Genomic DNA, 25,480 nt, shown 5'->3' on the forward strand with positions numbered 1-25,480 from the left:
TCCTCATGCTCAAGCAGTCTGTGAACGTTCACAGTATGCATAAGGCCGCTTTCGCCCACCAAAGGCGCATTTTTCGGGCTGCTCGTCGCCACATGCGTCCGTGAACGTGCACACAGTCCGGAATTCGGCTCTATCAACGGGACCGATCATGACCACGTACCACTTACGAAGGATCCGGGTCACCCTCCTGCTGACACTCGCGGCGCTGATCGCGGTCGCGCCGGCGACGCCCGCCCAGGCCGCCACGCTGAGCATGCGCGGCGCCGACGTCTCCTCGCTCCAGCGGAGCCTGGACCTGGGGGCCAAGTACTACAACGCCTCCGGGACGGCCGCCGACCCGCTGGACATCCTCATCGGCGCCGGAGTCAACTACGCCCGGCTGCGCATCTGGAACAACCCGGCCAGCGGCTACAACAACAAGGCGAAGGTGCTGGCCTACGCCAGGACGGTCAAGGCCAAGGGACTCGGCCTGATGATCGACTTCCACTACTCGGACACCTGGGCCGACCCGGGCAAGCAGTTCAAGCCGGCGGCGTGGGCCAGTCACGGCATCGCCCAGCTCCAGACGGACGTCTACAACTACACGTACGACATCTGCACCAGCCTCAAGGCGCAGGGCACCACGCCGGACAGCGTGCAGATCGGCAACGAGATCAACGTCGGCATGCTCTGGAACGACGGCAAGGTCATCAACAACGACTTCACCAACCTCAGCCTGCTGCTGAAGGCCGGTTACAACGCGACCAAGGCGTGCAACAGCGGCACCCAGGTGATCATCCACACCGCGGACGCCGACAGCCTCGCGAACGCCCGCTGGTTCTACGACGGGATCCGCGCCAAGGGCGTGCCGTGGGACATCACCGCCCTGTCGTACTACTGCATGTGGCACGGCTCGCAGTCCACCCTGTCCAGCGTGATCAACGACGTGCGAACCCGTTACGGCAAGCCCGTCATCGTGGCGGAGACCGCCTACCCGTTCACCGCGAACAACGCCGACAGCGAGCCGAACGCGATCAACGGCTCGGCGCCGTGCTCCGGCTACCCGGCCACCTGGGCGGGGCAGGCGAGCAACTTCACCGCCGTCCAGAACACCGCCCGCAACGCGGGGGCGATCGGCGTCTTCTACTGGGAGCCGACCTGGTACGCCATCCAGGGCAACGGCTGGGACCCGGCCAACATCAACGGCACCGGCGACCAGTGGGACAACATGGCCACCTTCAACTGGACCGGCGGCGTCAACCCCGGCATCAGATGGACCCCCTAGCGTCTGCGATTCTCTATGTTTACCTGAGCATTTCGGGCAAGTCGGGCGGGCGTGGCCGTGGCGGGCCGTTTGCGTACTGTCCCAGGGGGAGTACGGGGGTGGCCGCGACGCGGTGGAAGCCGGTCCGGTGGTGAGGATCGCGTACAAGCCCTGTGCGTCCCGCTGGCGGGTGGGTCGCCTGGGGTGCTTGGCCCGCCGGACGCTGTCCCGCCCCGGCTGCCGAGCCGGTCGGCGCCGCCGGTGGACTGGCGGCCCTACGCCGCGCGGGCGATGGGCCTCGGCGCCCCCGTCGTCTCGATGGTGGCCGACGGCCTGCCGGTGACGGTGCGTGCCCGCTCGGTCGTCCGCACCAGGCGGGGGTTCGAGGTGCTGCTGCCCGCCGGGGTGACGGGCTCGCCGGGGCCGGTGTGCCTGACGTTCCACCGGTCCTCGGGGACCGGAGGGCAGGAGAACGTCGTGCTGCTGGGATCGACGACGGGCTCGGGCGACCTGCTGGAGGTCGAGGTGGAGCGGGCGCTGAACGACTGGAGTCTGGCCGGCGGTGCGGTGGGCCGTACGTGGTCGTTCGTCCGGCACGCGAAGGAGCTGCGGAAGCGGGTCAGGGCGGAGGCCGCCCGCCGTGACCAGCCGGTGCCTGTCGTCCGGCGGTGACGCGCCTACTACATCTGCTAGTACACTCCGTCACTATGCGCGACCCCCGGGCATCATCGCAGGTCAGGTCGGCGGAGAACTCTGAACGGGTCGCCAGCCGTATCCAAGACCAAATGGACATCACAGTTACCGGATCCGGGCCCCTCCCGGCCGGCGGCCCGCACCCGGGCCTCATGCACACTCAGGCGCCGTCGTGAGCGCCCCTCGCTCGCGGCGCGTGCTCATCATCACCGCCGCCGTCGTCCTGGTCGCGGTGCTCGGCTACGCCGTGCCCGCCATCTCGCTCGCCGGCAAGGTTCCCCCGGGCACGCGCGTGGACGGCGTGGACATCGGCGGGCTGGCGCCCGAGGCCGCCCGCTCCCACCTCGACCGGCAGCTGGCCCAGCGCGTACGGCAGCCGATGACGCTGGTCGCGGGCGGCAAGCGGGTCCAGCTCACGCCCGCCGAGCTGGGGCTCGACTTCGACGCCCGGGCCACCATCGAGGCCGCGATGGCCGGGGCCGCCACCCCGGTCGGCATCGCCCGCTCCCTCTTCGGCAGCCGGCAACTCCCGCCCCGGGTCATCGTGGACGAGCAGCGGCTGGCCGCCGGGCTCGCCGGCCTGGCCAAGAGCGTGGATACCAAGCCGGTGCAGGGCGGCGTCCGCTACCAGGGGCTGGAGCCGCGCACGGTCCTGCCCAAGCCCGGACGCGCGCTGGACCGCGACGGAGCGGCCCAGGCGGTGCGGGCGGCCTTCGCGGCCGGGCGCAGTTCCGTCGAGCTGAAGCTCCAGGTGACTCCTCCCGCGCTCACCGCCGCCCAGGTCAAGGAGGTCGCCTCCGCCACCGCGCGCACCGCGATCGCCTCCCCGCTCACGCTGGCCAGCGGCGGCAAGCAGGCCACCGTGTCCAGGGAGCAGCTGGCCGCCGGTCTCCGCTTCGTCCCCGACGGCAAGAACGGCCTGCGCCCGTCGTACGACGCCGGCAAGATCGCCGCGGACATGGCCAAGTCGCTGCTGATCACGCCGCCCAAGGACGCCTCCTTCACGATCGTCAAGGGCAAGCCGAAGGTCGTCCCCTCCCGGGCCGGCCACGGCGCCGACATCAAGACGCTCGGCCCGGCCATCGCCGAGGCCGTCGCGGCGGGCAGCCGCCGCGTCGACCTGCCCGCCACGGCCCGGCAGCCCCGGGTGACCACGGCCGAGGCGGCCAAGCTCGGCGTGAAGGAGCAGGTCAGCTCGTTCACCACCCAGCACCCGTGCTGCGCGCCCCGCGTGACCAACATCCACACCATCGCCGACATCGTGGACGGCTACGTGGTGCAGCCCGGGGAGACGTTCTCCCTCAACGACGTGGTCGGCAAGCGCGACAAGGCCCGCGGCTTCGTCGAGGCGCCGATGATCCTCAACAACCGGTTCGTCAACGACGTCGGCGGCGGGGTCTCCCAGTTCGCCACCACCATGTTCAACGCCGTCTTCTTCGGCGGCTTCCAGGACGTCCAGCACCGGGCCCACCAGTACTACATCTCCCGCTACCCGGCCGGGCGCGAGTCCACGGTCTCCTTCCCCCAGCCGGACTTCCGCTGGCGCAACGACTCCCGTCACGGCGTCCTGATCAAGACCTCGTACACGAGCACCTCGGTCACCGTGCAGTTCTGGAGCACCAAGCGCTACGACATCGAGTCGCAGAGCTCCGACCGCTACAACGTCAAGCCCGTCGAGACCCTCAGCGAGAAGGGGGACGAGTGCATCCCCATGGACGGCTCGGAGGGCTTCGCCATCGACGTGTGGCGCATCTTCAAGAAGGACGGCAAGGTCCTGCGCAAGCAGCGCTTCCACACCGTCTACGACGCCGAACCCCGCCTCACCTGCGAGAAGTGACCTCGGGCGAGGACGGTGTCCTCATCGGAGAAGGGCGTTGAGGCCGCCGTAGTCGAGGCCGCCGTCGAGCGTCGCGTACGTGCCGCCGCCGAGCAGTTCGGCGGCCGCCCGCGCGGCGCACGCGTAGGCGGCCTGGGCGATCGTCGAGCCGACGCTGACCCGCGCCACGCCGGCCGCCGCCAGCCGCTCCACCGGCGGGGCTCCTGGCCCGGCCATCACGTTCAGCGGCAGCGGCCCGCCGGCCAGGCGGGCGACGGCGTCCAGGTCCAGCAGGCCCGGCACGAACAGCCCGTCGGCCCCGGCCTCGGCGTAGACCCGCGCCCGCTCCTCGACCTCGGCGAGCCGGTCCCCCGGAGCACCGGCCAGGTAGACGTCGGTGCGGACGTTGACGAACAGCTCGACCCCCGCGGCGTCGGCCGCCGCCCGCGCCGCGGCGATGCGCCGGGCCTGGTCCGCGGGTGACAGGAGCGGCGCGCCGTCGGGGCCGGGGGAATCCTCGAGGTTGACGCCGACCGCGCCGGCCTCGATCACCGCGCGAACGGTGCCCGCGACGTCGCCGTACCCGCCCTCGATGTCGGCGGTGACCGGCACCGTCACGGCCGCCACGATGGCGGACACGGCGGCCACCATCCGCTCCCGGCCGAGCCCTTCCGCGTCCGGCGCCCCGCTGGCCCAGGACACGCCGGCGCTGGTCGTCGCGATCGCCCGCGCGCCCGCGGCCTCGATCAGGGCTGCGGAGGCGGCGTCCCAGGCGTTGGGGAGCACGAGGACCGTGCCCTCGTGCAGGTCTCTGAACCGGGCGGCCTGCGTGACCGTGGTCGGCGTCATGCGGATCTCCTTGGCGAAGCAGCTCTACGGACACCAAAGGATCTTCCGCGCCGCAGGCTCAGGTCCGGCCATATCCGGACATCCCGCTGTGACCGTGCCGCTGCCCACCAGAGCGCACGCGACCTCGAAAACAGTCAGGGCGCGGCTGACGGGCAACTCCCCCGTCGCGCGCCCCGACCGGCGTCCCCCGCCCGGACGCGAGGCCGGTCACCCGTGACCTCCCGCCCGGTCGAGACCCTCGCGTCATGGAATCCGGGCGAGGAGCTTCTTCATCTGCGTCACCTGGGCCTGCTGTTCCTTCATGATCCGGTCGGCCAGCTTCTTCGCCTTCGAACTCTTCCCGTGCTTCCGCTCGACCCGCGCCATGGCGATCGCCTCCTCGTGATGATCGACCATCATCGTGAGGAACTCCTTGTCGAAGGCCGAGCCCCGGGCGTCCAGCAGTGTCTTGATGTTCGCGTCGGATATGCCGGCCGCCGCCTCGTGCCCCGCCTCGCTGATCGGCGTAGTCTTGCCCCACTCCTTCAGCCAGCCCTGCAGGGTCTCGATCTCCGGCTGCTGCCCGGACTTGATCTTCTCCGCCAGTTCTTTGGTCTCCTCGTACGTTGCCCGCGTCGTGGCCAGCTCGGCCATCTCAATGGCTTCCTGGTGGTGCGCGATCATCATCTGCGCGAACATCACGTCGGCGTCGTCGAAAGCGGGTTTCGACTGAGCGCTCGCCGTCGCGACCGGCACGGCTCCGGACATCATGGTCGTGTCCCGCCGCGCCGGGCTACTGCCGCAGGCGGCGAGGGCGAACGCCCCCACCGCCAAGGACGTGGCCAGTGAGACGCCGTGCACTGCCGCTGGTTTTATGGTCATCGCCGCTGAACCCCCCGATTTCAGCACGTCAGCCCAAGCCGTCTACGCGGGGCTGACCTGGCCATATGTTCCCCGGGAAGGGCCGTTGCTACCGTGCTGGGAGCGTCAGGAACCGGCCGTGGAGCGCGTTCGTTGTGCGGGGCAGACGGACCACCGAGCGTCGGGGAGTTCAGCATGGCGATCACCGGCATCATTTCCGGACTCATCATCGGCATCGTGATCGGCGCCCTCGGGCGGCTGGTCATCCCGGGGCGGCAGCGCATCCCCGTCTGGCTGACGATCGCGATCGGCGTCGTCGCGGCGCTCGTCGGCACCGCGATCGCCTCCGTTCTGGGCGTCGCCGAGACCGGCGGCGTCGACTGGATCGAGCTCGCCATCCAGGTCGCCCTGGCGGCCCTCGGCGTCTCGCTGACGGTCGGCCTCTACGGCGGCAAGCGGCGAAGGTAGCGGCGGCAGCCGTCCCCGTCAGGGGCCCTTGCCGCCCGCGGGCGTGGGCTCGCGCGTCAGCAGCTGGTCGAGCTTGGCGTTGACCGCCGCCAGCTCCTGCTTCACCTCTTCCAGCTCCGCCTGCGCGCGGGTCTCCGCGGGGGACGGCTCCGTCTCGTGCATGGCGTTGACCACCACCGCGATGAACAGGTTCAGCGCGACGAAGGTGGACATCAGGATGTAGACGATGAAGAAGACCCACGCCCACGGCTTGTGCTCCATCACCTCCTGCGCGACGTTGCCCCAGTCGTCGCCGGTCATGATCTGAAACAGGGTGAACAGCGAGCGCGGCAGGTCGGCGAAGCGGTCGGGCACGAGCTCCCCGAACAGCTTCGTGGAGATCACCGCCGCGATGTAGATCATCAGCACCAGCAGGCCGATGATGGAGGCCATCCCGGGCATGGCGGTCAGCAGCGCGCCCACCACGCGCCGCATGCTGGGCACCGCCGAGACCAGCCGCAGTGCCCGCAGGATGCGCAGCGACCGTAGCACCGACGTGGGCCCGGAGGCCGGGACGAGCGCGATGCCCACGATCGCGGCGTCGAACCAGTTCCACGGGTCGGCGAAGAACGACTTGCGGTAGGCGTACAGGCGGGCGGCGATCTCGACCGTGAAGATCGCCAGCGCGATCCGGTCGACGGCGTGCAGCAGCCCGCCGACCTGCGCCATCAGGTCCGCGCTCGTCTCGCATCCGATGGTGATCGCGTTGATGACGATCACGGCGATGACGCCGCGCTGCACGAGCTTGCTCTCCAGGACGGCACGAACGCGTTCTGGCCCTGACAACTTCTACCGCCCCCGGGTGACGACCACAATTATTGATCATCGTAGTGGGCCGCGGCGCCCGCGCCGGCTGGGCCGGAGGTCCGGGATCGCCGTGGCGAGCGGCGCACCCGTACGATGTGGCCATGGTGGCACGGCTGATCGTCATGATCGGTTACGACGGCATCGAGCTGGTTGACGTGGCGTCCGTGACGACCGGGTTCGACCACGCCAACGAGCAGGGCGCCGACCCGGCGTACGAGGTGGTGTTCGCGACGCCGATGGGCCGGCCCGTGCGCTGCGACTCCGGGCTCGAGCTGTCCGGGCAGCACCGGATCGACCGGATGGACGGTCCGATCGACACCCTGGTCGTCTCCGGCGGGAGGGGACACGCGGCCGCCGCCGCCAACCCCCGGTTCGTCAGCCAGGTCCTGCGGCTCGCCGGGCTGTCGCGGCGGGTCGCGTCGGTGTGCACCGGGGCGACGGTGCTGGCCGCCACCGGGCTGCTCGACCACCGCCGGGCCACCACGCACTGGCACTACGCGGGGCAGCTCGCCGCGCGCTACCCGCGGGTCGACGTCGACCCGGCGCCGATCTTCATCCGGGACGGCGCGGTCGCGACCTCGGGCGGGGTCACCGCCGCCCTCGACCTCACGCTGGCCTTCATCGAGGAGGACCACGGGGCCGAGCTCGCCCGCCGCGTGGCCATGGGCATGGTCGCCTACCTGAAGCGCCCCGGCAACCAGGCGCAGGTGAGCCTGTTCAACCGGATCCCGCGCTCCGACCAGGCCCTGGTCCGGCGGGTCATCGACCACGTGATCAGCAACCTCACCGGCGACCTGAGCGTGCCCCGGCTGGCCGCGCTCGCCGGGGTGAGCGAGCGGCATCTGAGCAGGCTGTTCGTCGAGCACGTGGGCCGGACCCCGTCGCGGCTGGTCCGCGACGCGCGGCTGGAGGCGGCCTCCCAGCTGCTGGCCGGATCGCGCGAGCCGGTCGCGGCCATCGCCCGCCGGTGCGGGTTCACCTCCGCCGAGTCCTTACGGCAGGCGTTCGTGGCGTGGGCCGGCGTCTCGCCGTCGCAGTTCCGCTCCAGGGCCGTCGGACGCGAGCCCGGCCCCTGATCAGGTGAGGTCTCCGGTCACGTCCGGGACCGGCGTCTCCACCCGCGGCAGCCTCCGGTAGCCGCTGGGGGCGGGCCGCGACGGGATCTTCAGGGGCGCCCGCCGCACCTCCTCGTACGGGATCGTGGACAGCAGGTGGGAGATCATGTTGATCCTGGCCCGCCGCTTGTCTGCGCTCTCCACCTCGTACCACGGCGCCTCGGGGATGTGCGTGTGGATCATCATCTCGTCCTTGGCCCGCGAGTACTCCTCCCACCGCGTGATCGACTCCAGGTCCATCTCCGACAGCTTCCACCGCCGCATCGGATCCTCCAGCCGCGACCGGAACCGCCGCTCCTGCTCGTCGTCGCTCACCGAGAACCAGTACTTGCGCAGCAGGATCCCGTCCTCCACCAGCAACCGCTCGAAGATCGGGCACTGGTGCAGGAAGCGGGTGTACTCCTCCTGCGTGCAGAACCCCATGACCCGCTCCACCCCGGCCCGGTTGTACCAGCTCCGGTCGAACAGCACGATCTGCCCCGCGGCCGGCAGGTGCTCCACGTACCGCTGGAAGTACCACTGCGTCCGCTCCCGCTCGGTGGGCGCGGGCAGCGCCGCGATCCTGGCCACGCGCGGGTTGAGATATTCGGCGACCCGCTTGATCGTGCCCCCTTTGCCCGCCGCGTCCCTCCCCTCGAAGACCACGACCACCCGCTGCCCCTCCGCCTTCACCCACTCCTGCAGCTTCACCAGCTCACCCTGCAACTGGAGCAGCCGCTTCTCGTAAGGCTTGCGCCGCAACCCGTCAGAACTCATGCCTTCGGACTCCCTCCACCGGTCAGGGCGCGTGATGCTGGCGCCCGCGTGCCATCATGCGCCATCCTCGGGCGTGATCCGTTTCCTGCCCGGCCTGGCCACCCTGACCGCCTACCGGCGCGAATGGCTGCGTGGCGACCTGCTCGCCGGGCTGACCGTCGCCGCCTACCTCGTCCCCCAGGTCATGGCCTACGCCACCGTGGCCGGGCTGCCGCCGGTGACCGGGCTGTGGGCGATCCTCGCCCCGCTGGCCCTGTACGCACTGCTGGGCTCCTCCCGCCAGCTGTCGGTCGGGCCCGAGTCGACCACCGCGCTGATGACCGCCACCGCCATCGGCCCCCTGGCCGCCGGGAACCCGGCCGGATACGCCTCCCTGGCCGCCTCGCTGGCCCTCATCGTCGGGCTGCTCTGCCTGGGCTGCCGGCTGCTGCGGCTGGGCTTCGTCGCGGACCTGCTGTCCAGGCCGATCCTCGTCGGCTACCTCGCCGGCGTGGCCGTCATCATGATCGCGAGCCAGCTCGGCAAGCTCATCGGCGCCCCGGTGACGGGAGAGTCCCTCATCGAGCAGGTGTCGTCGTTCGTCCATCTGCTGCCCCGCGCTCATCCCGGCACCGTCATCATGGCGGCCGCGGTGCTCGCCTTCCTGTTCCTGCTGCAGTGGCGGCTGCCCGCGGCCCCGGCGCCCCTGCTCGCCGTGCTGCTGGCCACGCTGAGCGTGGCGGTGTTCCACCTGGAGGCGCGGGGCATCAAGGTGGTCGGCGCGATCCCCGCCGGGCTGCCCGCCCCCTCGCTGCCCCCGCTGGAGAACCTGCTGCTGCCCGCCGTCGGCGTCTTCCTCGTCGGCTACAGCGACAACATGCTGACCGCCCGCTCCTTCGCCGCCCGCCACCACCAGGAGGTCGACGCCAACCAGGAGCTCCTCGCGCTGGGCGCGGCCAACCTGGGCGCGGCCGCGCTGCACGGCTTCCCCGTCAGCAGCAGCGGCAGCCGCACCGCCCTCGCCGACGCGGCCGGCGCCCGCACCCAGCTGTACTCGCTCATCTGCCTGGTCGCCGTCGTCGCGGTGCTCATGTTCGCCGGGCCGCTGCTGGCCGACTTCCCCACCGCCGCCCTCGGCGCGATCGTCGTGTACGCCGCCACCCGGCTCGTCTCACCGCCCGACTTCGTGCGGCTGGCCCGCTTCCGCCGCACCGAGCTCGTGCTCGCCCTCGGCGCCTTCGCCGGGGTCCTGATCTTCGACATCCTGTACGGCATCCTGCTCGCCGTGGCCCTGTCGGTCGCCGAGATGCTCGCCCGGGTGGCCCGCCCGCATGACGCGATCCTGGGCGTGGTGCCGGGCCTGGCGGGCATGCACGACATCGACGACTATCCGGCCGCCCGCACCATTCCCGGCCTGGTGATCTACCGCTACGACTCGCCGCTGTTCTTCGCCAACGCCCAGGACTTCCACCGCCGCGCCCTGGCCGCCGTCGACCAGCAGGACACCCCCGTCCGCTGGTTCGTCCTGAACACCGAGGCCAACGTCGAGGTGGACATCACCGCCCTGGACGCCGTCGACTCCCTGCGCCAGGAGCTGGAGCGGCGCGGCATCGTCTTCGCCATGGCCAGGGTCAAGCAGGACCTGCGCACGTACCTGGACGCCTACGGCCTGACCGCCACGGTCGGCGAGCAGCGGCTCTTCCCCACGCTCCCGACCGCGGTCGCCGCCTACCGGCAGTGGGAGCGCGAAACGCCCTGATCAGCGCTCATCGCGGGGAGGGGCCGAGCGCGCGAGGGGCGTCCACGGCGGCCAGCCTGAGCTGCAGGCGGGTGTGGAAGGACAGCGTGGAGACGAGCGTCTGGTGGCCGGCCCGCGGCATGGCGGTGCGGAACGCCTCGTGGAGCAGGTCGTCGGCGCCGGCGATGCATCTGATCTCGTGGCTGACGGTGAGAGCGCGCCGGAGGTAGCGCGTGGTCTCCGCGTTCCGCCCCGAGGCCAGGCTGGCGAACCCCATGGCGGTGAGCGCGAGGCTTTCGCTCCAGCGGTCGCCGATCTCGCGGGAGATGGCGAGCGCCTGGCACAGCGGGTGGGACGGGTCCCCGTACTCGCCGTTGATCAGCAGGCCGAGGCCGATCACGATGAGGGCCATGCTCTCCCCCCAGCGGTCGCCCATCTCCCGGGAGATGGTGAGGGCCCGGTAGAGAGGGCGGGTGGCTTCCGCGCCGTAGCCGCCGGTCAGGCGGGTGAAGCCGATGGCGGTGAGGGCCAGGCTCTCGCCCCAGCGGTCGCCGATCTCGCAGGTGATGGCGAGCGCCCTCTTGAGGTGGACCATGCTCGCGCTGTGGTGCCCGAGCTGGCGGTAGGCGTTGCCGATGCCGACGAGCGCGCGGCCCTGGCCGCACAGGTCGCCCGCCTCCCGGTAGCGGGCGAGGGAGCGCTGCTGCTGGCGCAGCGCCTCGGCGAAGTGGCCCGCGCGGTCGTGGATGAACCCCAGATGGTTGCGCGTCTTGGCCTCGCCCCAGCCGTCGCCGCTCTCCTGGTCGAGGACGAGCGCCCGGCCGTGGTGATCCAGCGCCTCGGAGAGGTGCCCGGCCCGCCAGTACGCGAAGCCGAGGTTCTTCATCGTCTCGGCCAGGACGCGGGGATCGCCGGTGTCGCGCGCGGCGTCGAGCGCCCGGAGATGCGTGTCGATCCAGTCGCGGACGTGCCCGGTGATGAGGAAGAACCGCCAGAGCGCATGCGCCAGCCGCCAGGTGAAGTCGTCCCAGCCGTGCTCGGCCGACAGCGCGACGGCCGCCACGAGGCCGGCCCGTTCCTCCTCCACCCACATCAGCGCGCCTTCCGGGCCCTCCAGCGCGGGCGGCTCGGCGGGGGCGCGGTCGATCACGTCGGGGAAGCGTCTCCTGGTGGGTTCGACCAGGTCAGCGGCGCGGCTCGCCGTGTGGAGGTACCAGTTCAGCACGCGACGGACGGCGGCCGTCCGTTCGGCCGCGCCGTCGGCGAGGGCGCTCTGCTCGGCGGCGTACGCGTGGAGCAGGTCGTGGAAGCGGTGCCGTTCCCGGCCCTGTTCACGGCCCTGTTCACGGCCCTGTTCACCGCTGGGTCTCTCCAGCAGCGACCGGTCGGCCAGGACGTCGAGCAGCCGCCGCGCCTCGGCGACCGGGACGCCCGCCAGCGCGGCCGCCGCCCCCGGGCCGACGTCGGGACCGGGGTGCAGGCTCAGCAGGCGGAACATCCGGGCCGCCGGCGGCTCCAGCGCCAGGTACGACCAGGAGAGCACCGCCCGCACGCTCGCCTCGTGGTCGTCGGAGGTGTCCAGCGCGTCCAGCCGGGTCCGCTGGGCCCGCACCTCCTCGGCCAGGCTCTGCAACGGGCTGTCCGGGCGGTACATCGCGTGCTCGGCCGCGATCGTCAGCGCCAGCGGCAGGTGGACGCACGACCGAGCCAGCTCGGCGGCGGCCCACGGCTCGGCGCCGATCCGTTCCGGGCCAAGGATCGCGGCCAGCAGGGCGGTCGACTCGCCGGGCGAGAACCGGCCGAGCACGAGGGGCCGCGCCCCCTCCCGTACGGCCAGGCCGCGCAGCTGGTTGCGGCTGGTGACCAGCACGAACGAGCGCGAGCCCGGCAGCAGCGGACGCACCTGGGCCGCGTCGCGGGCGTTGTCGAGCAGCATCAGGACCCGCCGCCCGGCCAGCACGCTGCGCAGCAGCGCCGAGCGGGCGTCCGTCTCCTTGGGAACCCGCTGCCCGACCACGCCCAGCGCGTTGAGCAGCAGCTCCAGCGCGGCATGGGGCTCGACGGGCGTGCCCGGGCCGAAGCCGCGCAGGTTGAGATGGAGCACGCCGTCGGGGAACCGGTCGGCGACCGAGTGCGCCCAGTGCACGGCCAGCGCCGTCTTGCCCACTCCGCCCATGCCGCTGACGGCGGCGATCACGATCGGCGGCGACGCGTGAGCGTCCTCGCGATCGAGGAGGGCGTTCAGGGCCGCGAGCTCGTCGCGGCGCCCGGTGAAGGAGGCGAGGTCGGAGGGGAGCTGCCGCGGGCGTACCGGGCCCGGCGGCGGGTCGTCCGACTGGGAGGCCGGCGGGAGGTGGCCGTCATCGAGCACGCGCGCCGCGTCGGGGTCGCCGGCCAGGATGGCGGAGTGCAGGCGGACCAGCTCCTGGCCGGGGTCGACGCCCAGCTCGTCGCGCAGGAGGGCGACGACGCTCCGGTACGTCTCCAGCGCCTCCGCCCGGCGGCCGGACCGATGCAGCGCGACCAGGAGCTGCGCCCACAGCCGCTCGTGGAACGGATGCTCCGCGGTCGCCTCCTTGAGCACCTTGACCATCTCGTCGTCACGGCCGAGCCGCAGGCCGAGCTGGAACCACCGGTCGACGACCCGCAACCGCTCCTCCACGACCGGCGGCACCTCGTCACGGTGCAGCGACTCCGAAGGAACGCCGGCCAGCACGGGGCCGCGCCACAGCCCCAGCGCGCGGCCGAGGAGATCCGCCGCGCCGGCGGCGTCCGTGCCGGCGCCGGCGCGCGCGACCAGCGCCCGGAACCGCGACAGGTCCAGCGCCTCGGGCGGCACATCGATGACGTAGCCGTCGTCGGACGTGCGGATCAGCCGGTGGGAGCCGTCACCGCCCGGGTCCTCGCCCAGCGCGCGCCGCAACCGCGCCACGTGGGTGTACAACGCGCTGCGGGCGTTGTGGGGAACGTCGTCGGCCCACAGCCGCTCGATCAGCTCGTCCGGCGAGACGTTCCGGTTGGCGCGCAGGAGCAGCGTGGCGAGCACGATCCGCTGCTTGGCCGCCGGAAGGGAGATCGGCCGGCCGTCACGTACGACTTCGAGCGGGCCCAAAATCCCGAACCGAAATCCGGCATTCGACCTTATGTCCACATTCATCCTGACGTCGCGAAGTGATGGACGACAGCACGGGCGGGTGGGGCGTCGTCGTGCCGCAACCGGTCCATCGGCACGTGCCGCTACGAACTACGGTAGCCACCGGCGATGCCATCGTTCTTGCACAAACCTTGCGTCGCGCGGACCGCCTCCTTTCGCCGGGTTTCGGCGTGGCCCGCGCGACAGGTTCAGGACAGGTCCACGAAAGGAGCCGATGGGATCGTGAGGACCGGACGACATCGCTGAGCCCGCTGGGAGGACTCTGTGGAAGGCTTGCGGATCACGGCGCTGATGGCCGCCACCCTGTCGATGGGCCTCGCGGCGGGGGCCTTCGCCCTGTACGCGCACACGGTCATGCCGGGCCTCGAGCGGACCGACGACCGCACCTTCGTGGGCGCGTTCCAGGCGCTCGACCGGGCGATCATCAACCCGTGGTTCATGGGAGGCGGCTTCCTGGGCGCTCTGCTGTTCACGCTCCTCGCCGCGGTGGCCCATCTCGGCCGCCCGGCCCTGCCGTGGATCGTCGCCGCGCTCGTCCTGTACGTGATCACCTTCGTCATCACCCTGGTGGTCAACGTGCCGCTCAACGACGCGCTCAAGGCGGCGGGGGATCCCGGCCGCATCGACGTGGCCGTGGCGCGCGAGGCGTTCGGCGAGATGCGGTGGCGGAGCTGGAACCTCGTCCGCGTGGTCGCCTCCACGACCGCGTTCGGCCTGCTCGCCTGGGCTCTCACGTTGTCCGGGAAATAGAGCCGGCCCCTGACACGCCTTTCCATCCAAACCGTAGGCGTCCGGGTGATGGTTTTCCGGCCGGGGTGTCGGTCACGATGTGTGCGTGTCCATGTGGCGACTGTGGCCGGGCCCGTCAGGGTGGTCGCGCCGGATTCCGGCGGGAGTGGCGATCCTCCTGGTGCTGCTGGGCGTGGTGGCGACCGCCGCCGGGCTGGACGCGCCGTCGGACGGCAGCGTGGTGCCGCTGGGCTGGCGCGCCGACGGCGTGGTGGTGAACGTCCCGGGCACCCCGGCAGACGGTGGCATTCCGGTGGGCGTCCCCGGCGCCCCCGTGAGCGCGCCGGGCGCGTCCGGCGGGGTGGGGCTGCGGACCGGCGATCTGGTGACCGGTGTGGCCGGGCATCGGCTCGCCGACGGTCTGGGCCTCGTGCCCCGTCCGCGGCCGGGCACGACCCTGGTCTACGACGTGGTCCGCGAGCGGCCGACGACGGTGACGGTCCGGGTCGGCCGCCCCGATCCGTACCCGCTGCTCATGGAGGGCTGGGGCGACCTCGTCTTCGTGCTCACGCTGGCCGGGCTGGCCGTCGCGCTGTACCTGCGGCGGCCCGAGGAGCCCGCGACGGCTCCGCTGCTCGTGCTCGCGGCGGGCCTGCTGGGCAGCACGCTCACCGTCACCGCCGGGCTGCCCGTCCTGGCCCTGGCCACCGGCGGCGCCCAGCTGTGGCTGTTCCACCTCAACACGGTCGTGGCGTACTCGATCTCCTGGGGAGGGCTGCTGGCCTTCACGATCGCGTTCACCGCGCCCCGGCCGCTGCCGGCCCGCAGCCGCCGGGCCATGGCCTTCGCGTACGCCGCGCCGCCGGCCGCGATGGCACTCTGGAGCGCGCTCGCCGCGCCACTGGTGCCCAACGCACTCGGCTGGCTGGGTCTGGTGCACGGCGGCCAGACTGCGGTCGTGGCGGCCGTCCTGGTCACCAGCACGGTGTGGGGCCTCGCCGCCTACCGCCGCAACCCCGATCCGCTGATGCGCGCCAGGATGCGCTGGCTGGTGGCGGGCGGCGCGGTCGCGACGCTGCTGAGCCTGGCCGGCTGGCACCTTCCCGAGCTGCTCGCCGCGGCGCGTCCCCTGCCGCCGGGAGCCCTCGGGCTGTCGGGGCTGCCGTTCGTGGCCGGGATCGGGGTGGCGCTGCGCCGCCATCGTCTGTTCGACATCGAGCGGCTGGCGAACCGGTCGCTCGTGTACGCCAGCGTGGTCGCGATCCTGGTCGCCGGGTACGCGGCCGTCGTGGCGCTGCTGGTCAGCGGGCTGGGGTTGTCGCAGCCGGTGGCCGCCGCGCTCACCGCGGCCGGTGCGGCGCTCGCGCTGGCGCCGCTGCGCGCGCTGGCGCAGAGCACGGTCAACCGGGTGATGTACGGCGACCGCCGCGACCCGTCCGCGGCGCTGACCCGCCTCGGCACCCGGTTGCAGGCGGTGCTGCTGCCCGCCGACGTGCTGCCCGCGATCGTCGAGACCGTGGCCCGGTCGCTGCGTGTCCCGCACGCGGCCATCGACCTGGTGGACGGCTCCGGCGCCGGTCACCTGGCCACGCAGTACGGCGTCCCCGTCGGCGAGGTGCACGTCGAGCCGCTGCGCTACCACGGGACGCTCATCGGGCACCTGCGGGTCTCGGCCCGCGGCAGCGACGACCCGCTCGACCCCGTCGACCTCGGCCTGATCGCCTCCCTGGCGCAGCAGGTGGGCACCGCGGTGCAGGCCGTGCGGCTGCATGACGACCTGGTCAGGTCCCGCGCCGAGGTCGTGGCCTCGCGCGAGGACGAGCGCCGCCGCTTACGCCGCGACCTGCACGACGGTCTCGGCCCGACCCTGGCCGCGATCCGGATCAAGGCCGGCCTCGCCGCGCGGGACGTACCGGCCGGCTCGGCGGCGCGTCCGCTGCTCGACGAGATCTCCGCGGAGGCCGCCGCGTCGCTGACCGATGTGCGGCGCCTGGTCGAGGCGCTGCGCCCGCCCGCGCTGGACGAGCTCGGCGTCGTCGGCGCGATCCGGGCGCGGGCGGCGGCCCTGTCGGGCGCCATGTCCATCGAGGTCGTCGGCGCCGAACCGCTGCCCGCGCTGCCGGCCGCGGTCGAGACGGCGGCCTACCGGATCGCCGTCGAGGCGATCACGAACGCGGTCCGCCACAGCGAGGCGACCCACTGCACGGCCACGGTCACGCCGTCGGACGGCGGCGTGGAGGTGACCGTGCGGGACAACGGCCGCGGGCTCGACCCCGATCGGACGGCCGGCGTGGGGATCCGCTCCATGCGGGAACGGGCCGCCGAAGTGGGCGGGGCCTGGTCGATGCGCTCCCCGCCCGGCGGCGGCACCCACATCCGCGCCTTTCTGCCGACGAGCCTGGGAGGGGACCATGATCAGGGTGATCCTCGCCGATGACCACCCCGTCTTCGTGTCGGGCCTGCGGGCCCTGCTCGACGCCGAGGCCGGGATGGCCGTGCTGGCCGTGGCCGCCACCGGCGCGGACGCCCTGCGCCTGGCCGTCGAGCACCGGCCCGACGTCGCCGTGCTCGACGTGAACATGCCCGGCGGCGACGGCCTCACGGTCACCGCCCGGATGCGCGCCGCCGGCCTGCCCACCCGTTCGCTGATCCTGACCATGTACGACGACGACGAGAACGTCCTGGCCGCCCTGCGCGCGGGCGCCCACGGGTACGCGCTCAAGGGCGCCGGGCCCGAGGAGATCGTGGCCGCGGTACGCGCGGTCGCCCGTGGCGAGGCGGTCTTCGGCGCCGGCGTGGCCGCGCGGATCCTGGCCCACTTCGCCCGGGCCGCGGTGGCGTCGCCGTTCCCGCAGCTCACCGAGCGCGAGCACGAGGTCCTGGGGCTCGTCGCCCGCGGCCTGGACAACATGGCGATCGCCCAGCGGCTCGGCGTGAGCGGCAAGACCGTACGCAACTACGTCTCGAACGTCCTGACGAAGCTGCACGTCACCGACCGGTCCGCGGCCATCGTCCGGGCCCGCGAAGCGGGACTCGGCGGCGAACCCCGATAGCGGGGCCCGGCCTCCCGGGCCGGCTGGGACATCTGCCCCGTGACGCCGGGACGCGGTGGCGCCGACGCTGGCGGTCATGAGGACGCGGGTGGCCGGCGGGCTGTGCCTGATGGCGTCGTCGGCGGTCTGCCTGGCCGGGTGCCTGGCGGGCGAGCCGGCCCTGTGCCCGGCCGGACGCCTGGCGGGCGGGCCGGCCCTCGGGTTCGTCCGCGTCACCGGTGCGTGGCTCGCCGTCGTGGCCGTCTCGCTCGTGTACCGCGACCTGTCCGCCTGGGGACCTCGCCACGCCGGCCGCGCGCCGGCCGCCGTGGTCCTGGCGCTGCTGGGCCTGGTCGCCTCGGCGGCGACGGTCGAGGCGGCGCTCCACGTCGCCGGCCCGGTCCTGCCGCCCGCGCTGGCCGTCGGCGCGGCCTCCGCCCTCGCGGGACTGTCGTACGTGGCGGGCCGGGCCGGGCTGGCGCACCCGGTCATCGGCGGGATCGCGGCGGTGGCCGCCCTGCTCGGCGCGCTCACCGCCGACCTCGCCGTCCCCTACCTCCTCGGCGCCGCCCCGCTCGGCGCCGCCCTGCTCGTCAAGGCGCTCCGCTCCCCGTCGAAAGGACAGGAACCATGAGAATCGTCTACAAGGTCTTGGCGTACGCCGTCGCCGTCGAGGTCGCCGTCCAGGCGGCGGCGATCGTCCTGGCCATCGCCGGGCTCGGCAAGTGGGTCTCGGCCGGCAACGTGTTCGACAAGGCCGTCATGGAGAGCGACGACCTGGCCTTCCCGGAGGTCGTCGGCCTCATCGTGCACGGCATCAACGGCGGGCTCGTCATTCCGGTCGTCGCCCTCCTCCTCCTGATCGTCTCGTTCTTCGCCCGGATCCCGGGTGGGGTCAAGTTCGCCGCGTTCGTGCTGCTCCTCGTCGCCGTCCAGGCGATGCTCGGCTACTCGGGCCACGACCTGCCGTGGGTGGGCGGCCTGCACGGGCTCAACGCGATGGCGCTGTTCGCGGTCGCCCTGCACGCGGCCCGGCGCGCCCGGCCCGTCGCCGCCGAGGCGCCCGCCTCGGCGGCGGTGTGAGGGTCATGGTCCTCACCCGTCGCGTGCGGCTGGTCGCGGCCTGCGCCGCGACGCTGGCCGTCGTCGTCCCGCTGGGCTGGCTGTGGCAGGCGAGCCGGCTGCCGCGGTCGTACTCCGTCATGGACATGGGGTACGCCGACGGCGGCCGGCAGGCGGTCGCGCCGCACCACCACCGGAACGCCGCCACCCACGACATCACCACCCTCGTCGCCGACCCGGCGCGCAGGCCGGACGTCGAGGTGACGCTGACCGCGCGCGAGCAGCGCGTGCGGCTGGCGTCGGGCCGCGAGATCGACGGGTACACCTTCAACGGCCGCTCCCCCGGCCCGCAGATCACGGCCGTGGCGGGCCAGCTCGTACAGGTGCGGCTGGTCAACGCGTCGGTGCCCGGCGGGGTCACCCTGCACTGGCACGGCGTGGACGTCCCGGGCGGCCAGGACGGCGTCGCCGGGGTCACCCAGGACGCGGTCCGGATCGGCCGGGACTTCGTCTACCGGTTCGTCGTCCGCCGGGCCGGGACGTTCTGGTACCACTCCCACCAGCTGTCGCACGAGCAGGTCGCGGGCGGCCTCTTCGGCGCCCTGGTCGTGCGGCCCGCGCGCCCGCAGGCCGCGCTCGACGTCGTCGCCCTGTCGCACCTCTACCACGGGATCCGCACCGTCAACGGGTCCGAGTCCGACGCCACCGTCCCGGCCCCGCCCGGTGCCACGGCGCGGGTACGCGTGATCAACACCGACAACGGCCCCACCCCGGTGTGGGTCACCGGCGCCGCCTGGCGCCTGGTCGCCGTGGACGGCACCGATCTGCACGGCCCCACGGCGGTCGAGCACGCCGCCGTCCTCGTGACGGCGGGCGGCCGGGCCGACCTCGAGGTGACCATGCCGTCCGGCGGCGGCTCCGTACGGGTGCAGATCGGCGGGCCGCTGTCGGTGGTGCTCGGCCGCCCGTCCGACGTCCCGGCGAGCGCCCGCCCGGCCGCCACCCTGGACCTGCTGACCTACGGCACCCCCGCGCCCCTCGGCTTCGACCCGGCGCACCCCGACCGCGCCTTCCGCTACGAGATGGGCCGCCGGCCGGGCTTCCTCGACGGCGTCCCCGGGCTGTACTGGACCGTCAACGGCCATATGTATCCGGACGTGCCGATGTTCACGGTCGCCGACGGCGACGTCGTCCGCATGACGATCGTCAACGACAGCGGCGAGGTGCACCCCATGCACCTGCACGGCCATCGCGCGGTGGTGCTGGCCCGCGACGGCGTGCCCGCCACCGGGACCCCCTGGTGGGTCGACTCCCTGAACGTCGAGGACGGCGAGTCCTACGACATCGCCTTCCTCGCCGACAACCCCGGCATCTGGGTCGATCACTGCCACAACCTGCCGCACGCGCGTGAGGGGTTGCTCGTCCACCTCATGTACGAGAACGTCACCACCCCGTTCCTCATCGGCGACCCGGCGGGCAACTCGCGAGAGTGAAGGAGAACACCGGTGAAGACGGACCCGCACCCGCTGCCCGCGTCGCTGCGCCGGCAGGCGGTGGCCGGCGGGGTCACGGGCCTGGTCGCGGACGCGTTCCTGGTCCTGTTCTACGTCGTCGCGCGGCCCTGGGCCGACGACCCCGGCGACAGCTGGCTCGGCCCGGCCAACGACGTCCTCGTCCTGCTCCAGTACCTGGCGCTCGTGCCGGTGGTCCGCGGCCTGGGCCGCCTCATGGCCGGCGACGCCCGCGCCCGCGGGTGGACCAGGATCGGCCTGGTCGCCGCCGTCCTGGTCGTCGTGCTGCAGGCGCTGCTGCTCACGGGCCTGATGCCGTTCGAGTACCAGGTCGTCCCGGTGAGCCTGAGCGCCGTCGCCGGCATGTGCTGGGCGGGCGCGATCAGCGCCGCGGGGGCGCGCACCGGCACCCTGCCCCCGGCCGTGACCCGCCTCGGCCGCGCCATCGTGATCGGGCTGCCGGTCGCCGTCGGGGCGTTCGGCGTCGGCTTCCTCGTCACGGTCGTCTTCGACGTGTCGTGGGCCTGGGCCGCCGGCGGGATCCCGGGCGCCGTCGTCTGGACGATGTTCCCCGCGTGGACGCTGCTCGTGGGCCTGCGCCGGTGATGCCGGTGGGAGCGGGCGGCGCGGCCGGCACCGCGTCGCCCGTGATCACGGTCGGTTCAGGGTTGGTCGTAGTGGCCTGCGGCGATGTCCTCCAGGAGGGTGGCGCCGGTGGGCCGCCAGCCGAGCAGTTCGCGCGTGATCGTGCTCGTTGTTGGGAAGTCGGCGGCCAGAAACCCGCCGATGAACGGGATCTCGTCGGCGATCTGCTCCGCCGGGGCGGGCTTCGCCGGCACGCCGAGGCGGTCGGCGAGCGCTTCGGCGATCCGCCGGACGGGCACGCCCTCTTCTGCGGCGGCGTGCAGGATCGTGCCGGCGGGGGCGTCCTCGAGCCCCAACCGGACCAGGCGCGCGGCATCGGAGCGGTGGACGGCGGGCCAGCGGTTGTGCCCCTCGCCGGGGTAGACGGAGGCTCCGCGCCGTCGGGCGGCCTGGGCGATGATGGAGATGAAGCCGTGGTCGCCTTCGCCGTGGACGGTCGGGGCGAAGCGGGCGGAAATCACCCGTACGCCACGGTCGGCGTAGGTGAGGGCGAGGTTCTCGGCACCGCCGCGCGGTGAGTCCGGGCCGACGGCGGGATTGGGATCCCGCTCTGTCGACGGGCGTCCGAGGCCGGGCAGAGCGAGGCCGGCCGCGAGCACGAACGGCCGATCGGACCCGGCGAGCGTGTCGCTGATGGTCTGGACCGCGGCCCGCTCGGCGCGGTTGGAGATCTCGGGGTGGGCGAAGTCGTGCTTGTTCGCGAGGTGGACGACGCCGTCGGCCGCGTTCGCGCCCTGGCGGATCTCGTCGAGGTCGTCGAGGTCGCCGGGGTGGACGTCCGCCCCGAGGTCCTTGATGACGGATGCCGATGCCTCGGTACGGGCCAGTCCGGTCACCTCGTGACCGGCGGCGATGAGCTCGGCGACGACGGCGCGGCCGATGAATCCGGATGCTCCGGTGACGAAAACGTGCATGGTTGGGCTCGCTTCCAAGAATGATGTCAGGGGCTGACATCACCAGCATAGCCGTGATGTCAGGCTCTGTCATCACCTCGGTTCGGGCTACGATCCGGACATGGCACGTTGGGCACCTGGAGCGTCGGATCGTCTGCAGCGGGCGGCGATGGAGCTGTTCGCCGAGGACGGCTTCGAGGCGACGACCGTGGCCGGGATCGCCGGGCGGGCCGGGGTGACCGAGCGGACGTTCTTCCGGCATTTCGCGGACAAGCGCGAGGTGCTGTTCGCCGGCGGGGAGCAGCTCGAAGCCGCCTTCGTGGGCGCGATCGCCGACGCCCCGGCGGACGCGTCCATGGCCGGCCTGCTCGCCGCGGCGCTCGATGCCGGAGGCCGGGTCCTACAGGACGGACGGGGCCGGGATTTCTCCCGCATGCGGAACGGGATCATCACGGCGAACGAGCAGTTGCGGGAGCGCGAGCTGCTCAAGCTGGCCAAGCTCTCCCACGCCGTGACCGCCGCGCTCGCCGCCCGCGGCATCGCCCAGGTGACCGCTTCCCTGGCCGGCGAGCTGGGCGTTCTGGTGTTCAAAACGGCCTTCGCCCGGTGGATCGCACCCGATGAGACCCGCGATCTGCTCGACCTGCAACGCGAAGGTCTCGCCGCCATCAGCGACCTGACCCGTGCCGAGACCGTGTGACCCGATGTTGACGCGGTCGCTCTCCGCTCAGTGCGCCGGACCGGGCGGCACCCGCTGAGATCGGTGGCGGCGCCCGGGCGCTGTACCTGGACGTCACCGGTCCGGACGGCACAGACCCCGCGTTTGACCTCAAGCGCTTGAGGTGTGTTTCGCTGACCGCATGGCAGTTCTGACCATCCATGAGATGTCCCGGCGCAGCGGGCTGAGCGAGCCGACCCTGCGCTACTACGAGGAGGTCGGGCTGGTCGGCCCGATCGACCGTGACGAGACCAGCGGGCACAGGCGTTACCGCGACGAGGATCTTCACGTGATCGAGGCGCTGGCCTGCCTTCGCGCGGTCGGCGTGAGCATCGAAGACATGCGCACCTACCTGGCGAACCGCACCCGCGGGCGGGTGGCGGCGGCCGAACAGCGCGATCTGCTGCTGCGTCACGCGGAGCGCATCGAGGCCGAGATCGTCGCCCAACATGCCCGGCTGGCCTATCTGCGAGAGAAGGCGGCGCTGTGGGACGCTCGCGACCGCGGCGACACGGCCGCGGAGTCCGAGGCGATGCGGCGTTCCATCGACGCGGCCGGTCGCTTGGGGGTGCTGTGATGAGCCGGGTCCTGGTCACCGGCGGGGCCGGCTACGTGGGGACGCACCTGATCGCCGCACTGCTGCGGGCCGGGAGACCGGTACGCGCCACGGTGCGCCGGACGGCTCAGGAGGCCGAGCTGCGTGCGGCGGTGCGCCGCGGCGACGCCGACGACGCCGGCCTGGAGATCGTCACCGCCGACCTGATGGCCGACGACGGCTGGCCCGCCGCGGTGGCCGGCTGCGAGGAGGTTCATCATGTCGCCTCGCCCATCCCGGTCACCCAGCCCGAGAACCCTGACGAGCTGATCGTCCCCGCCCGGGAGGGCACGTTGCGGGTGCTGCGTGCCGCGCGCGACGCGGGTGCCCGGCGCGTCGTGCTCACCTCGTCCTTCGCCGCGGTCGGATACACGCCCAAGCCGGGCGCCGAGTTCACCGAAGACGATTGGACCGATCCCGACACGCCGGGCCTGGCGCCATACCCGCGTTCCAAGGCGATCGCCGAGCGGGCCGCATGGGCCCTGATGGAGCGCGACGGCGGCGACACCGAACTCGTCGTGGTCAACCCGACCGCTATCTTCGGGCCCACCCTCACGACCGGCCTGCGCTCCTCGACGCAGCTGATCAAGGCGATGCTCGACGGAACGATGAGCCTCGCGCCCCGCCAGCGCTTCGGCGTCGTCGACGTGCGCGACGTGGCCGACCTGCACCTTCGCGCCATGGCGGAGCCCAAAGCCGCGGGCAAGCGCTTCCTGGCCGTCGCCGACGGCGCGACGCTGAGCTTCCTGGAGGTGGCCCAGATCCTGCGCCGAGGGCTCGGCCCGGCGGGCGCACGCGTACCCACGCAGGAGGTGCCGGGGGAGGACCCGCCCCGGCCGATCATCCACAACGACCGGGCCCGCAGCGAGCTCGGCTGGCGTCCGCGGCCCGCCGAGACGACGATTGTGCAGACGGCGCAGAGCCTGCGCGACCTCGGCCTGGTGTAGGCGACGGAACCGACCATCGCCGGGGGTTCCGCACGGTCCGCGAGCCCGTCCGTCGTCTGGCTGCCTGCCTGGTACCGCCGGTCCCGGGAAACTCTCGCCTAGGGCAGGGACGCCCCCTGCACGGCCTGGATGTCCAGCTCCACCTTCAGCGTCGACCCGATCAGGTTGACCCCGGCCCGCACGACCTGGTTGTACGTCATCGCGAAGTCCTCGCGGCGCAGCTCCGTCTCGGCCCGGAACGCCGCCCGCAGGCCGCCCCACGGGTCGGGGCCGGTGCCGAGGTAGGCCAGGTCGAGGTCGACGGGCCGCTGCACCCCGGCGAGCGTCAGCGTCCCGTGCACGATCCACCGGTCGGGGCCCGCGGGCGTGAGCCCGGTGCTGCGGTAGGAGATCATCCGGTACGCGGCGGCGTTCAGGAAGTCGGCCGAGCGGAGATGGTCGTCGCGGGTGCCGTTCCCCGTCTCGATCGAGGCGGCCACGATGTCGGCGGCCACCGACGAGGTCTCCGGGTCCGTGCCGACCTCGATCCGCCCGGCGAACTGGGTGAACCGTCCCCGTACGGTGCTGAGCCCCAGATGCTGGGCGGTCGCCGCGATCGTGCAGTGGGCCGGGTCGAGCGTCCAGATCCCGGGTGGGGGCAGGTCGACGCCGCCCTGCCGGGCCAGCACCACCGTGCCCAGCTCGGCGGCGCCGGACCCGGTCGCGATGGCCGTCATCGCGGCTGGTGTATATCCGGCCGCGGTGGCGACGGCCGTGTAGACGCCGGGCGTCAGCGGGCCGGTCGACACGACGCCCTCGGCGTCGGCCTCGGCCCGCGCGACCTGCTGCCCGGTCAGGTCGGTCACCGTGACGATCGCGTGCTGCACGGCCCACCCGTCCTTGGTGCGGATCAGGGCGTGCAGGCCCCGGCGGGCGGCCAGGGCGTTCTGCCGGTCCCCCGGAGTGCCCCGCTCGCCCTGCCGGCCCGCCGGGGCGCTCTGAGGGCTCCGCTCGTCCTGCCGACCTGCCGGAGCGCTCCGCTCGGTCTGCCGGCTCGCCGTGGCGTTCCGCCCGGCCTGCTCTTGGCTGGTGTACATGGTGCTCCTGCTCTCCCTGCTTTCCTTGCTCGTCCCTTCGAGCAGTCGTCGCGGTGTCGGGTGTCAGTCGGCGTGGACCAGCCACAGGTCGCGGTCGTCGTCGTCGCGGCCGTTGATGCTCACGGTGTCGGCCACGGGCGGGTATCCGGTGGCGATGAGCGTGTACTGGCCGCCGGTCAGGTCGGCGAAGGCGTACGCGCCGTCCTCGCCGGTCGTCGTGGTGCCGACCACGTTCCCGGCCGCGTCCAGCAGCGTCACCCGCGCGTCGTTCAGCGGGCCGCCGTCGCCCACCCGTACGGTGCCGCGGATCCGGGCGCCGGGCCGCAGCTCGACGTCCTGCCTGGTCTGGCCGGCGCCGGCGACCTCGACCGGGACGGCGGCCGGGCGGAAGGAGTCCGCGCTGACCGCGAGCGTGTAGCCGCCCGAGGTCACGCCGGACAGGCTGTAGGAGCCCTCCCCGTCGGTCGCACCCGTGGTGACGACCTCGCCGCGGACGTCGGTCAGCACGACGACCGCCCCGGACACCGGCTTGCCCTCCAGGTCGCGCACCACTCCGGTCAGCCTGTTCGAGCCGGTGAGGATCAGGTTGAAGTCGACCGGCCGGTCGCCCACGACGAGGGTGGCCACCTGCGGGTCGCGCTCGGCGGCCGACGCGATCAGGACGTAGGTGCCCATGCCGGGCGTCCAGATGGCGTACCCGCCGTCGGCCAGGGTCACGGCCCGGGAGAGCTGGTGGCCACGCGAGTCGATCAGCGTCAGCGTGGCGTGGCCGACC

At 72.8% G+C, this 25,480-nt stretch carries 24 protein-coding genes; 16 read left to right on the forward strand and 8 right to left on the reverse strand.

Annotated features, from left to right (window positions below):
* Positions 1-148: 148 nt before the first annotated feature.
* The 3 genes from ACIHFD_RS27525 (at position 149) to ACIHFD_RS27535 (ending at position 3,773) form a co-directional block, all read left to right on the forward strand.
* The gene (locus ACIHFD_RS27525; RefSeq protein ID WP_397369281.1) at positions 149-1,264 is read left to right on the forward strand and encodes an arabinogalactan endo-beta-1,4-galactanase; all 1,116 of its coding nucleotides are present in this window, start codon (positions 149-151) and stop codon (positions 1,262-1,264) included.
* 240 nt (positions 1,265-1,504) lie between these two features.
* Positions 1,505-1,915: a hypothetical protein gene (locus ACIHFD_RS27530; RefSeq protein ID WP_397369282.1), complete on the forward strand. Its 411-nt coding sequence runs from the start codon at positions 1,505-1,507 to the stop codon at positions 1,913-1,915.
* 193 nt (positions 1,916-2,108) lie between these two features.
* The gene (locus ACIHFD_RS27535; RefSeq protein ID WP_397369283.1) at positions 2,109-3,773 is read left to right on the forward strand and encodes a VanW family protein; all 1,665 of its coding nucleotides are present in this window, start codon (positions 2,109-2,111) and stop codon (positions 3,771-3,773) included.
* 21 nt (positions 3,774-3,794) lie between these two features.
* On the opposite strand, the gene ACIHFD_RS27540 is transcribed toward ACIHFD_RS27535, so the two are convergent.
* Both ACIHFD_RS27540 and ACIHFD_RS27545 read right to left on the reverse strand, forming a co-directional pair.
* Positions 3,795-4,601: an isocitrate lyase/phosphoenolpyruvate mutase family protein gene (locus ACIHFD_RS27540; protein ID WP_397369284.1), complete on the reverse strand. Its 807-nt coding sequence runs from the start codon at positions 4,599-4,601 to the stop codon at positions 3,795-3,797.
* 243 nt (positions 4,602-4,844) lie between these two features.
* Positions 4,845-5,336 (reverse strand): DUF305 domain-containing protein, encoded by a 492-nt coding sequence (locus ACIHFD_RS27545; protein WP_397369285.1) that lies wholly within the window; start codon positions 5,334-5,336, stop codon positions 4,845-4,847.
* A 300-nt stretch (positions 5,337-5,636) separates the two neighbouring features.
* Here ACIHFD_RS27545 and ACIHFD_RS27550 point away from each other — a divergent pair, with 300 nt between their 5' ends.
* A complete protein-coding gene (locus ACIHFD_RS27550) occupies positions 5,637-5,909 on the forward strand; it encodes a GlsB/YeaQ/YmgE family stress response membrane protein (RefSeq protein ID WP_397369286.1) in 273 nt (90 codons plus the stop codon).
* A gap of 18 nt (positions 5,910-5,927) precedes the next feature.
* Here ACIHFD_RS27550 and ACIHFD_RS27555 read toward each other — a convergent pair whose 3' ends face one another.
* Positions 5,928-6,734 carry an ion transporter gene (locus ACIHFD_RS27555; RefSeq protein ID WP_397369287.1) on the reverse strand — a complete coding sequence of 269 codons (807 nt, stop codon included), beginning with the start codon at positions 6,732-6,734 and terminating at the stop codon, positions 5,928-5,930.
* Between the two features lie 122 nt (positions 6,735-6,856).
* Between ACIHFD_RS27555 and ACIHFD_RS27560 the strand changes: the two genes are divergently transcribed.
* Positions 6,857-7,831, forward strand: coding sequence for a GlxA family transcriptional regulator (locus ACIHFD_RS27560; protein WP_397369288.1), 975 nt, complete (start codon positions 6,857-6,859; stop codon positions 7,829-7,831).
* Here the strand turns inward: ACIHFD_RS27560 and ppk2 are convergent, their stop codons facing one another.
* On the reverse strand, positions 7,832-8,626 hold the full coding sequence (gene ppk2 / locus ACIHFD_RS27565; protein ID WP_350738001.1) for a polyphosphate kinase 2: 795 nt from the start codon (positions 8,624-8,626) through the stop codon (positions 7,832-7,834).
* 73 nt (positions 8,627-8,699) lie between these two features.
* On the opposite strand from ppk2, the gene sulP reads away from it, so the two are divergent.
* Positions 8,700-10,364 (forward strand): sulfate permease, encoded by a 1,665-nt coding sequence (gene sulP, locus ACIHFD_RS27570; RefSeq protein ID WP_397369289.1) that lies wholly within the window; start codon positions 8,700-8,702, stop codon positions 10,362-10,364.
* 7 nt (positions 10,365-10,371) lie between these two features.
* Here sulP and ACIHFD_RS27575 read toward each other — a convergent pair whose 3' ends face one another.
* Positions 10,372-13,455 (reverse strand): BTAD domain-containing putative transcriptional regulator, encoded by a 3,084-nt coding sequence (locus ACIHFD_RS27575; RefSeq protein WP_397369290.1) that lies wholly within the window; start codon positions 13,453-13,455, stop codon positions 10,372-10,374.
* 306 nt (positions 13,456-13,761) lie between these two features.
* Here ACIHFD_RS27575 and ACIHFD_RS27580 point away from each other — a divergent pair, with 306 nt between their 5' ends.
* The 7 genes from ACIHFD_RS27580 to ACIHFD_RS27610 all read left to right on the forward strand — a co-directional run bounded on the left by ACIHFD_RS27580 (position 13,762) and on the right by ACIHFD_RS27610 (position 20,437).
* Positions 13,762-14,247 (forward strand): DUF1772 domain-containing protein, encoded by a 486-nt coding sequence (locus tag ACIHFD_RS27580; RefSeq protein ID WP_397369291.1) that lies wholly within the window; start codon positions 13,762-13,764, stop codon positions 14,245-14,247.
* Positions 14,248-14,338: 91 nt separating this feature from the next.
* Positions 14,339-16,663 carry a GAF domain-containing sensor histidine kinase gene (locus ACIHFD_RS27585; RefSeq protein WP_397369462.1) on the forward strand — a complete coding sequence of 775 codons (2,325 nt, stop codon included), beginning with the start codon at positions 14,339-14,341 and terminating at the stop codon, positions 16,661-16,663.
* On the forward strand, positions 16,638-17,279 hold the full coding sequence (locus tag ACIHFD_RS27590; protein WP_397369292.1) for a response regulator: 642 nt from the start codon (positions 16,638-16,640) through the stop codon (positions 17,277-17,279). Before ACIHFD_RS27585 ends, ACIHFD_RS27590 begins: the two co-directional genes overlap by 26 nt.
* Before the next feature lie 76 nt (positions 17,280-17,355).
* Complete coding sequence (locus ACIHFD_RS27595; protein WP_397369293.1) at positions 17,356-17,892, forward strand: hypothetical protein; 537 nt, start codon at positions 17,356-17,358, stop codon at positions 17,890-17,892.
* Positions 17,889-18,341 carry a hypothetical protein gene (locus ACIHFD_RS27600; RefSeq protein WP_355195477.1) on the forward strand — a complete coding sequence of 151 codons (453 nt, stop codon included), beginning with the start codon at positions 17,889-17,891 and terminating at the stop codon, positions 18,339-18,341. Before ACIHFD_RS27595 ends, ACIHFD_RS27600 begins: the two co-directional genes overlap by 4 nt.
* Positions 18,342-18,346: 5 nt before the next feature.
* Entirely contained in the window at positions 18,347-19,813 is a 1,467-nt protein-coding gene (locus ACIHFD_RS27605; protein WP_397369294.1) for a multicopper oxidase family protein, read from the forward strand.
* 12 nt (positions 19,814-19,825) lie between these two features.
* Complete coding sequence (locus ACIHFD_RS27610) at positions 19,826-20,437, forward strand: hypothetical protein (protein ID WP_397369295.1); 612 nt, start codon at positions 19,826-19,828, stop codon at positions 20,435-20,437.
* Positions 20,438-20,493: 56 nt separating this feature from the next.
* Here ACIHFD_RS27610 and ACIHFD_RS27615 read toward each other — a convergent pair whose 3' ends face one another.
* Positions 20,494-21,390 carry an SDR family oxidoreductase gene (locus ACIHFD_RS27615; protein WP_397369296.1) on the reverse strand — a complete coding sequence of 299 codons (897 nt, stop codon included), beginning with the start codon at positions 21,388-21,390 and terminating at the stop codon, positions 20,494-20,496.
* A gap of 100 nt (positions 21,391-21,490) precedes the next feature.
* Between ACIHFD_RS27615 and ACIHFD_RS27620 the strand changes: the two genes are divergently transcribed.
* From ACIHFD_RS27620 to ACIHFD_RS27630, 3 genes are all read left to right on the forward strand, one after another.
* Positions 21,491-22,069, forward strand: coding sequence for a helix-turn-helix domain-containing protein (locus ACIHFD_RS27620; protein ID WP_397369297.1), 579 nt, complete (start codon positions 21,491-21,493; stop codon positions 22,067-22,069).
* A 160-nt stretch (positions 22,070-22,229) separates the two neighbouring features.
* Positions 22,230-22,664 (forward strand): MerR family transcriptional regulator, encoded by a 435-nt coding sequence (locus tag ACIHFD_RS27625; protein WP_397369298.1) that lies wholly within the window; start codon positions 22,230-22,232, stop codon positions 22,662-22,664.
* Entirely contained in the window at positions 22,664-23,629 is a 966-nt protein-coding gene (locus tag ACIHFD_RS27630; protein ID WP_397369299.1) for an NAD-dependent epimerase/dehydratase family protein, read from the forward strand. Before ACIHFD_RS27625 ends, ACIHFD_RS27630 begins: the two co-directional genes overlap by 1 nt.
* 98 nt (positions 23,630-23,727) lie before the next feature.
* Here ACIHFD_RS27630 and ACIHFD_RS27635 read toward each other — a convergent pair whose 3' ends face one another.
* Both ACIHFD_RS27635 and ACIHFD_RS27640 read right to left on the reverse strand, forming a co-directional pair.
* Positions 23,728-24,705, reverse strand: a complete 978-nt coding sequence (locus tag ACIHFD_RS27635) for a YceI family protein (RefSeq protein ID WP_397369300.1) — start codon at positions 24,703-24,705, stop codon at positions 23,728-23,730.
* A 63-nt stretch (positions 24,706-24,768) separates the two neighbouring features.
* Positions 24,769-25,380, reverse strand: a complete 612-nt coding sequence (locus ACIHFD_RS27640) for a collagen binding domain-containing protein (RefSeq protein WP_397369463.1) — start codon at positions 25,378-25,380, stop codon at positions 24,769-24,771.
* Positions 25,381-25,480: the final 100 nt, after the last annotated feature.

The organism is Nonomuraea sp. NPDC051941, assembly GCF_044593615.1.

Bases quoted from the DNA above. Each gene is read 5' to 3' on its own strand.
- ACIHFD_RS27605 (WP_397369294.1), top strand. From the start codon at position 18,347: ATGGTCCTCACCCGTCGCGTGCGGCTGGTCGCGGCCTGCGCCGCGACG.
- ACIHFD_RS27620 (WP_397369297.1), top strand. From the start codon at position 21,491: ATGGCACGTTGGGCACCTGGAGCGTCGGATCGTCTGCAGCGGGCGGCG.
- ACIHFD_RS27595 (WP_397369293.1), top strand. From the start codon at position 17,356: ATGAGGACGCGGGTGGCCGGCGGGCTGTGCCTGATGGCGTCGTCGGCG.
- ACIHFD_RS27640 (WP_397369463.1), bottom strand. From the start codon at position 25,380: ATGGGCACCTACGTCCTGATCGCGTCGGCCGCCGAGCGCGACCCGCAG.
- ACIHFD_RS27550 (WP_397369286.1), top strand. From the start codon at position 5,637: ATGGCGATCACCGGCATCATTTCCGGACTCATCATCGGCATCGTGATC.
- ACIHFD_RS27590 (WP_397369292.1), top strand. From the start codon at position 16,638: ATGATCAGGGTGATCCTCGCCGATGACCACCCCGTCTTCGTGTCGGGC.
- ppk2 (WP_350738001.1), bottom strand. From the start codon at position 8,626: ATGAGTTCTGACGGGTTGCGGCGCAAGCCTTACGAGAAGCGGCTGCTC.
- ACIHFD_RS27625 (WP_397369298.1), top strand. From the start codon at position 22,230: ATGGCAGTTCTGACCATCCATGAGATGTCCCGGCGCAGCGGGCTGAGC.
- ACIHFD_RS27615 (WP_397369296.1), bottom strand. From the start codon at position 21,390: ATGCACGTTTTCGTCACCGGAGCATCCGGATTCATCGGCCGCGCCGTC.
- ACIHFD_RS27600 (WP_355195477.1), top strand. From the start codon at position 17,889: ATGAGAATCGTCTACAAGGTCTTGGCGTACGCCGTCGCCGTCGAGGTC.
- ACIHFD_RS27635 (WP_397369300.1), bottom strand. From the start codon at position 24,705: ATGTACACCAGCCAAGAGCAGGCCGGGCGGAACGCCACGGCGAGCCGG.
- ACIHFD_RS27630 (WP_397369299.1), top strand. From the start codon at position 22,664: ATGAGCCGGGTCCTGGTCACCGGCGGGGCCGGCTACGTGGGGACGCAC.
- ACIHFD_RS27585 (WP_397369462.1), top strand. From the start codon at position 14,339: ATGTGGCGACTGTGGCCGGGCCCGTCAGGGTGGTCGCGCCGGATTCCG.
- ACIHFD_RS27525 (WP_397369281.1), top strand. From the start codon at position 149: ATGACCACGTACCACTTACGAAGGATCCGGGTCACCCTCCTGCTGACA.
- ACIHFD_RS27540 (WP_397369284.1), bottom strand. From the start codon at position 4,601: ATGACGCCGACCACGGTCACGCAGGCCGCCCGGTTCAGAGACCTGCAC.
- ACIHFD_RS27560 (WP_397369288.1), top strand. From the start codon at position 6,857: ATGGTGGCACGGCTGATCGTCATGATCGGTTACGACGGCATCGAGCTG.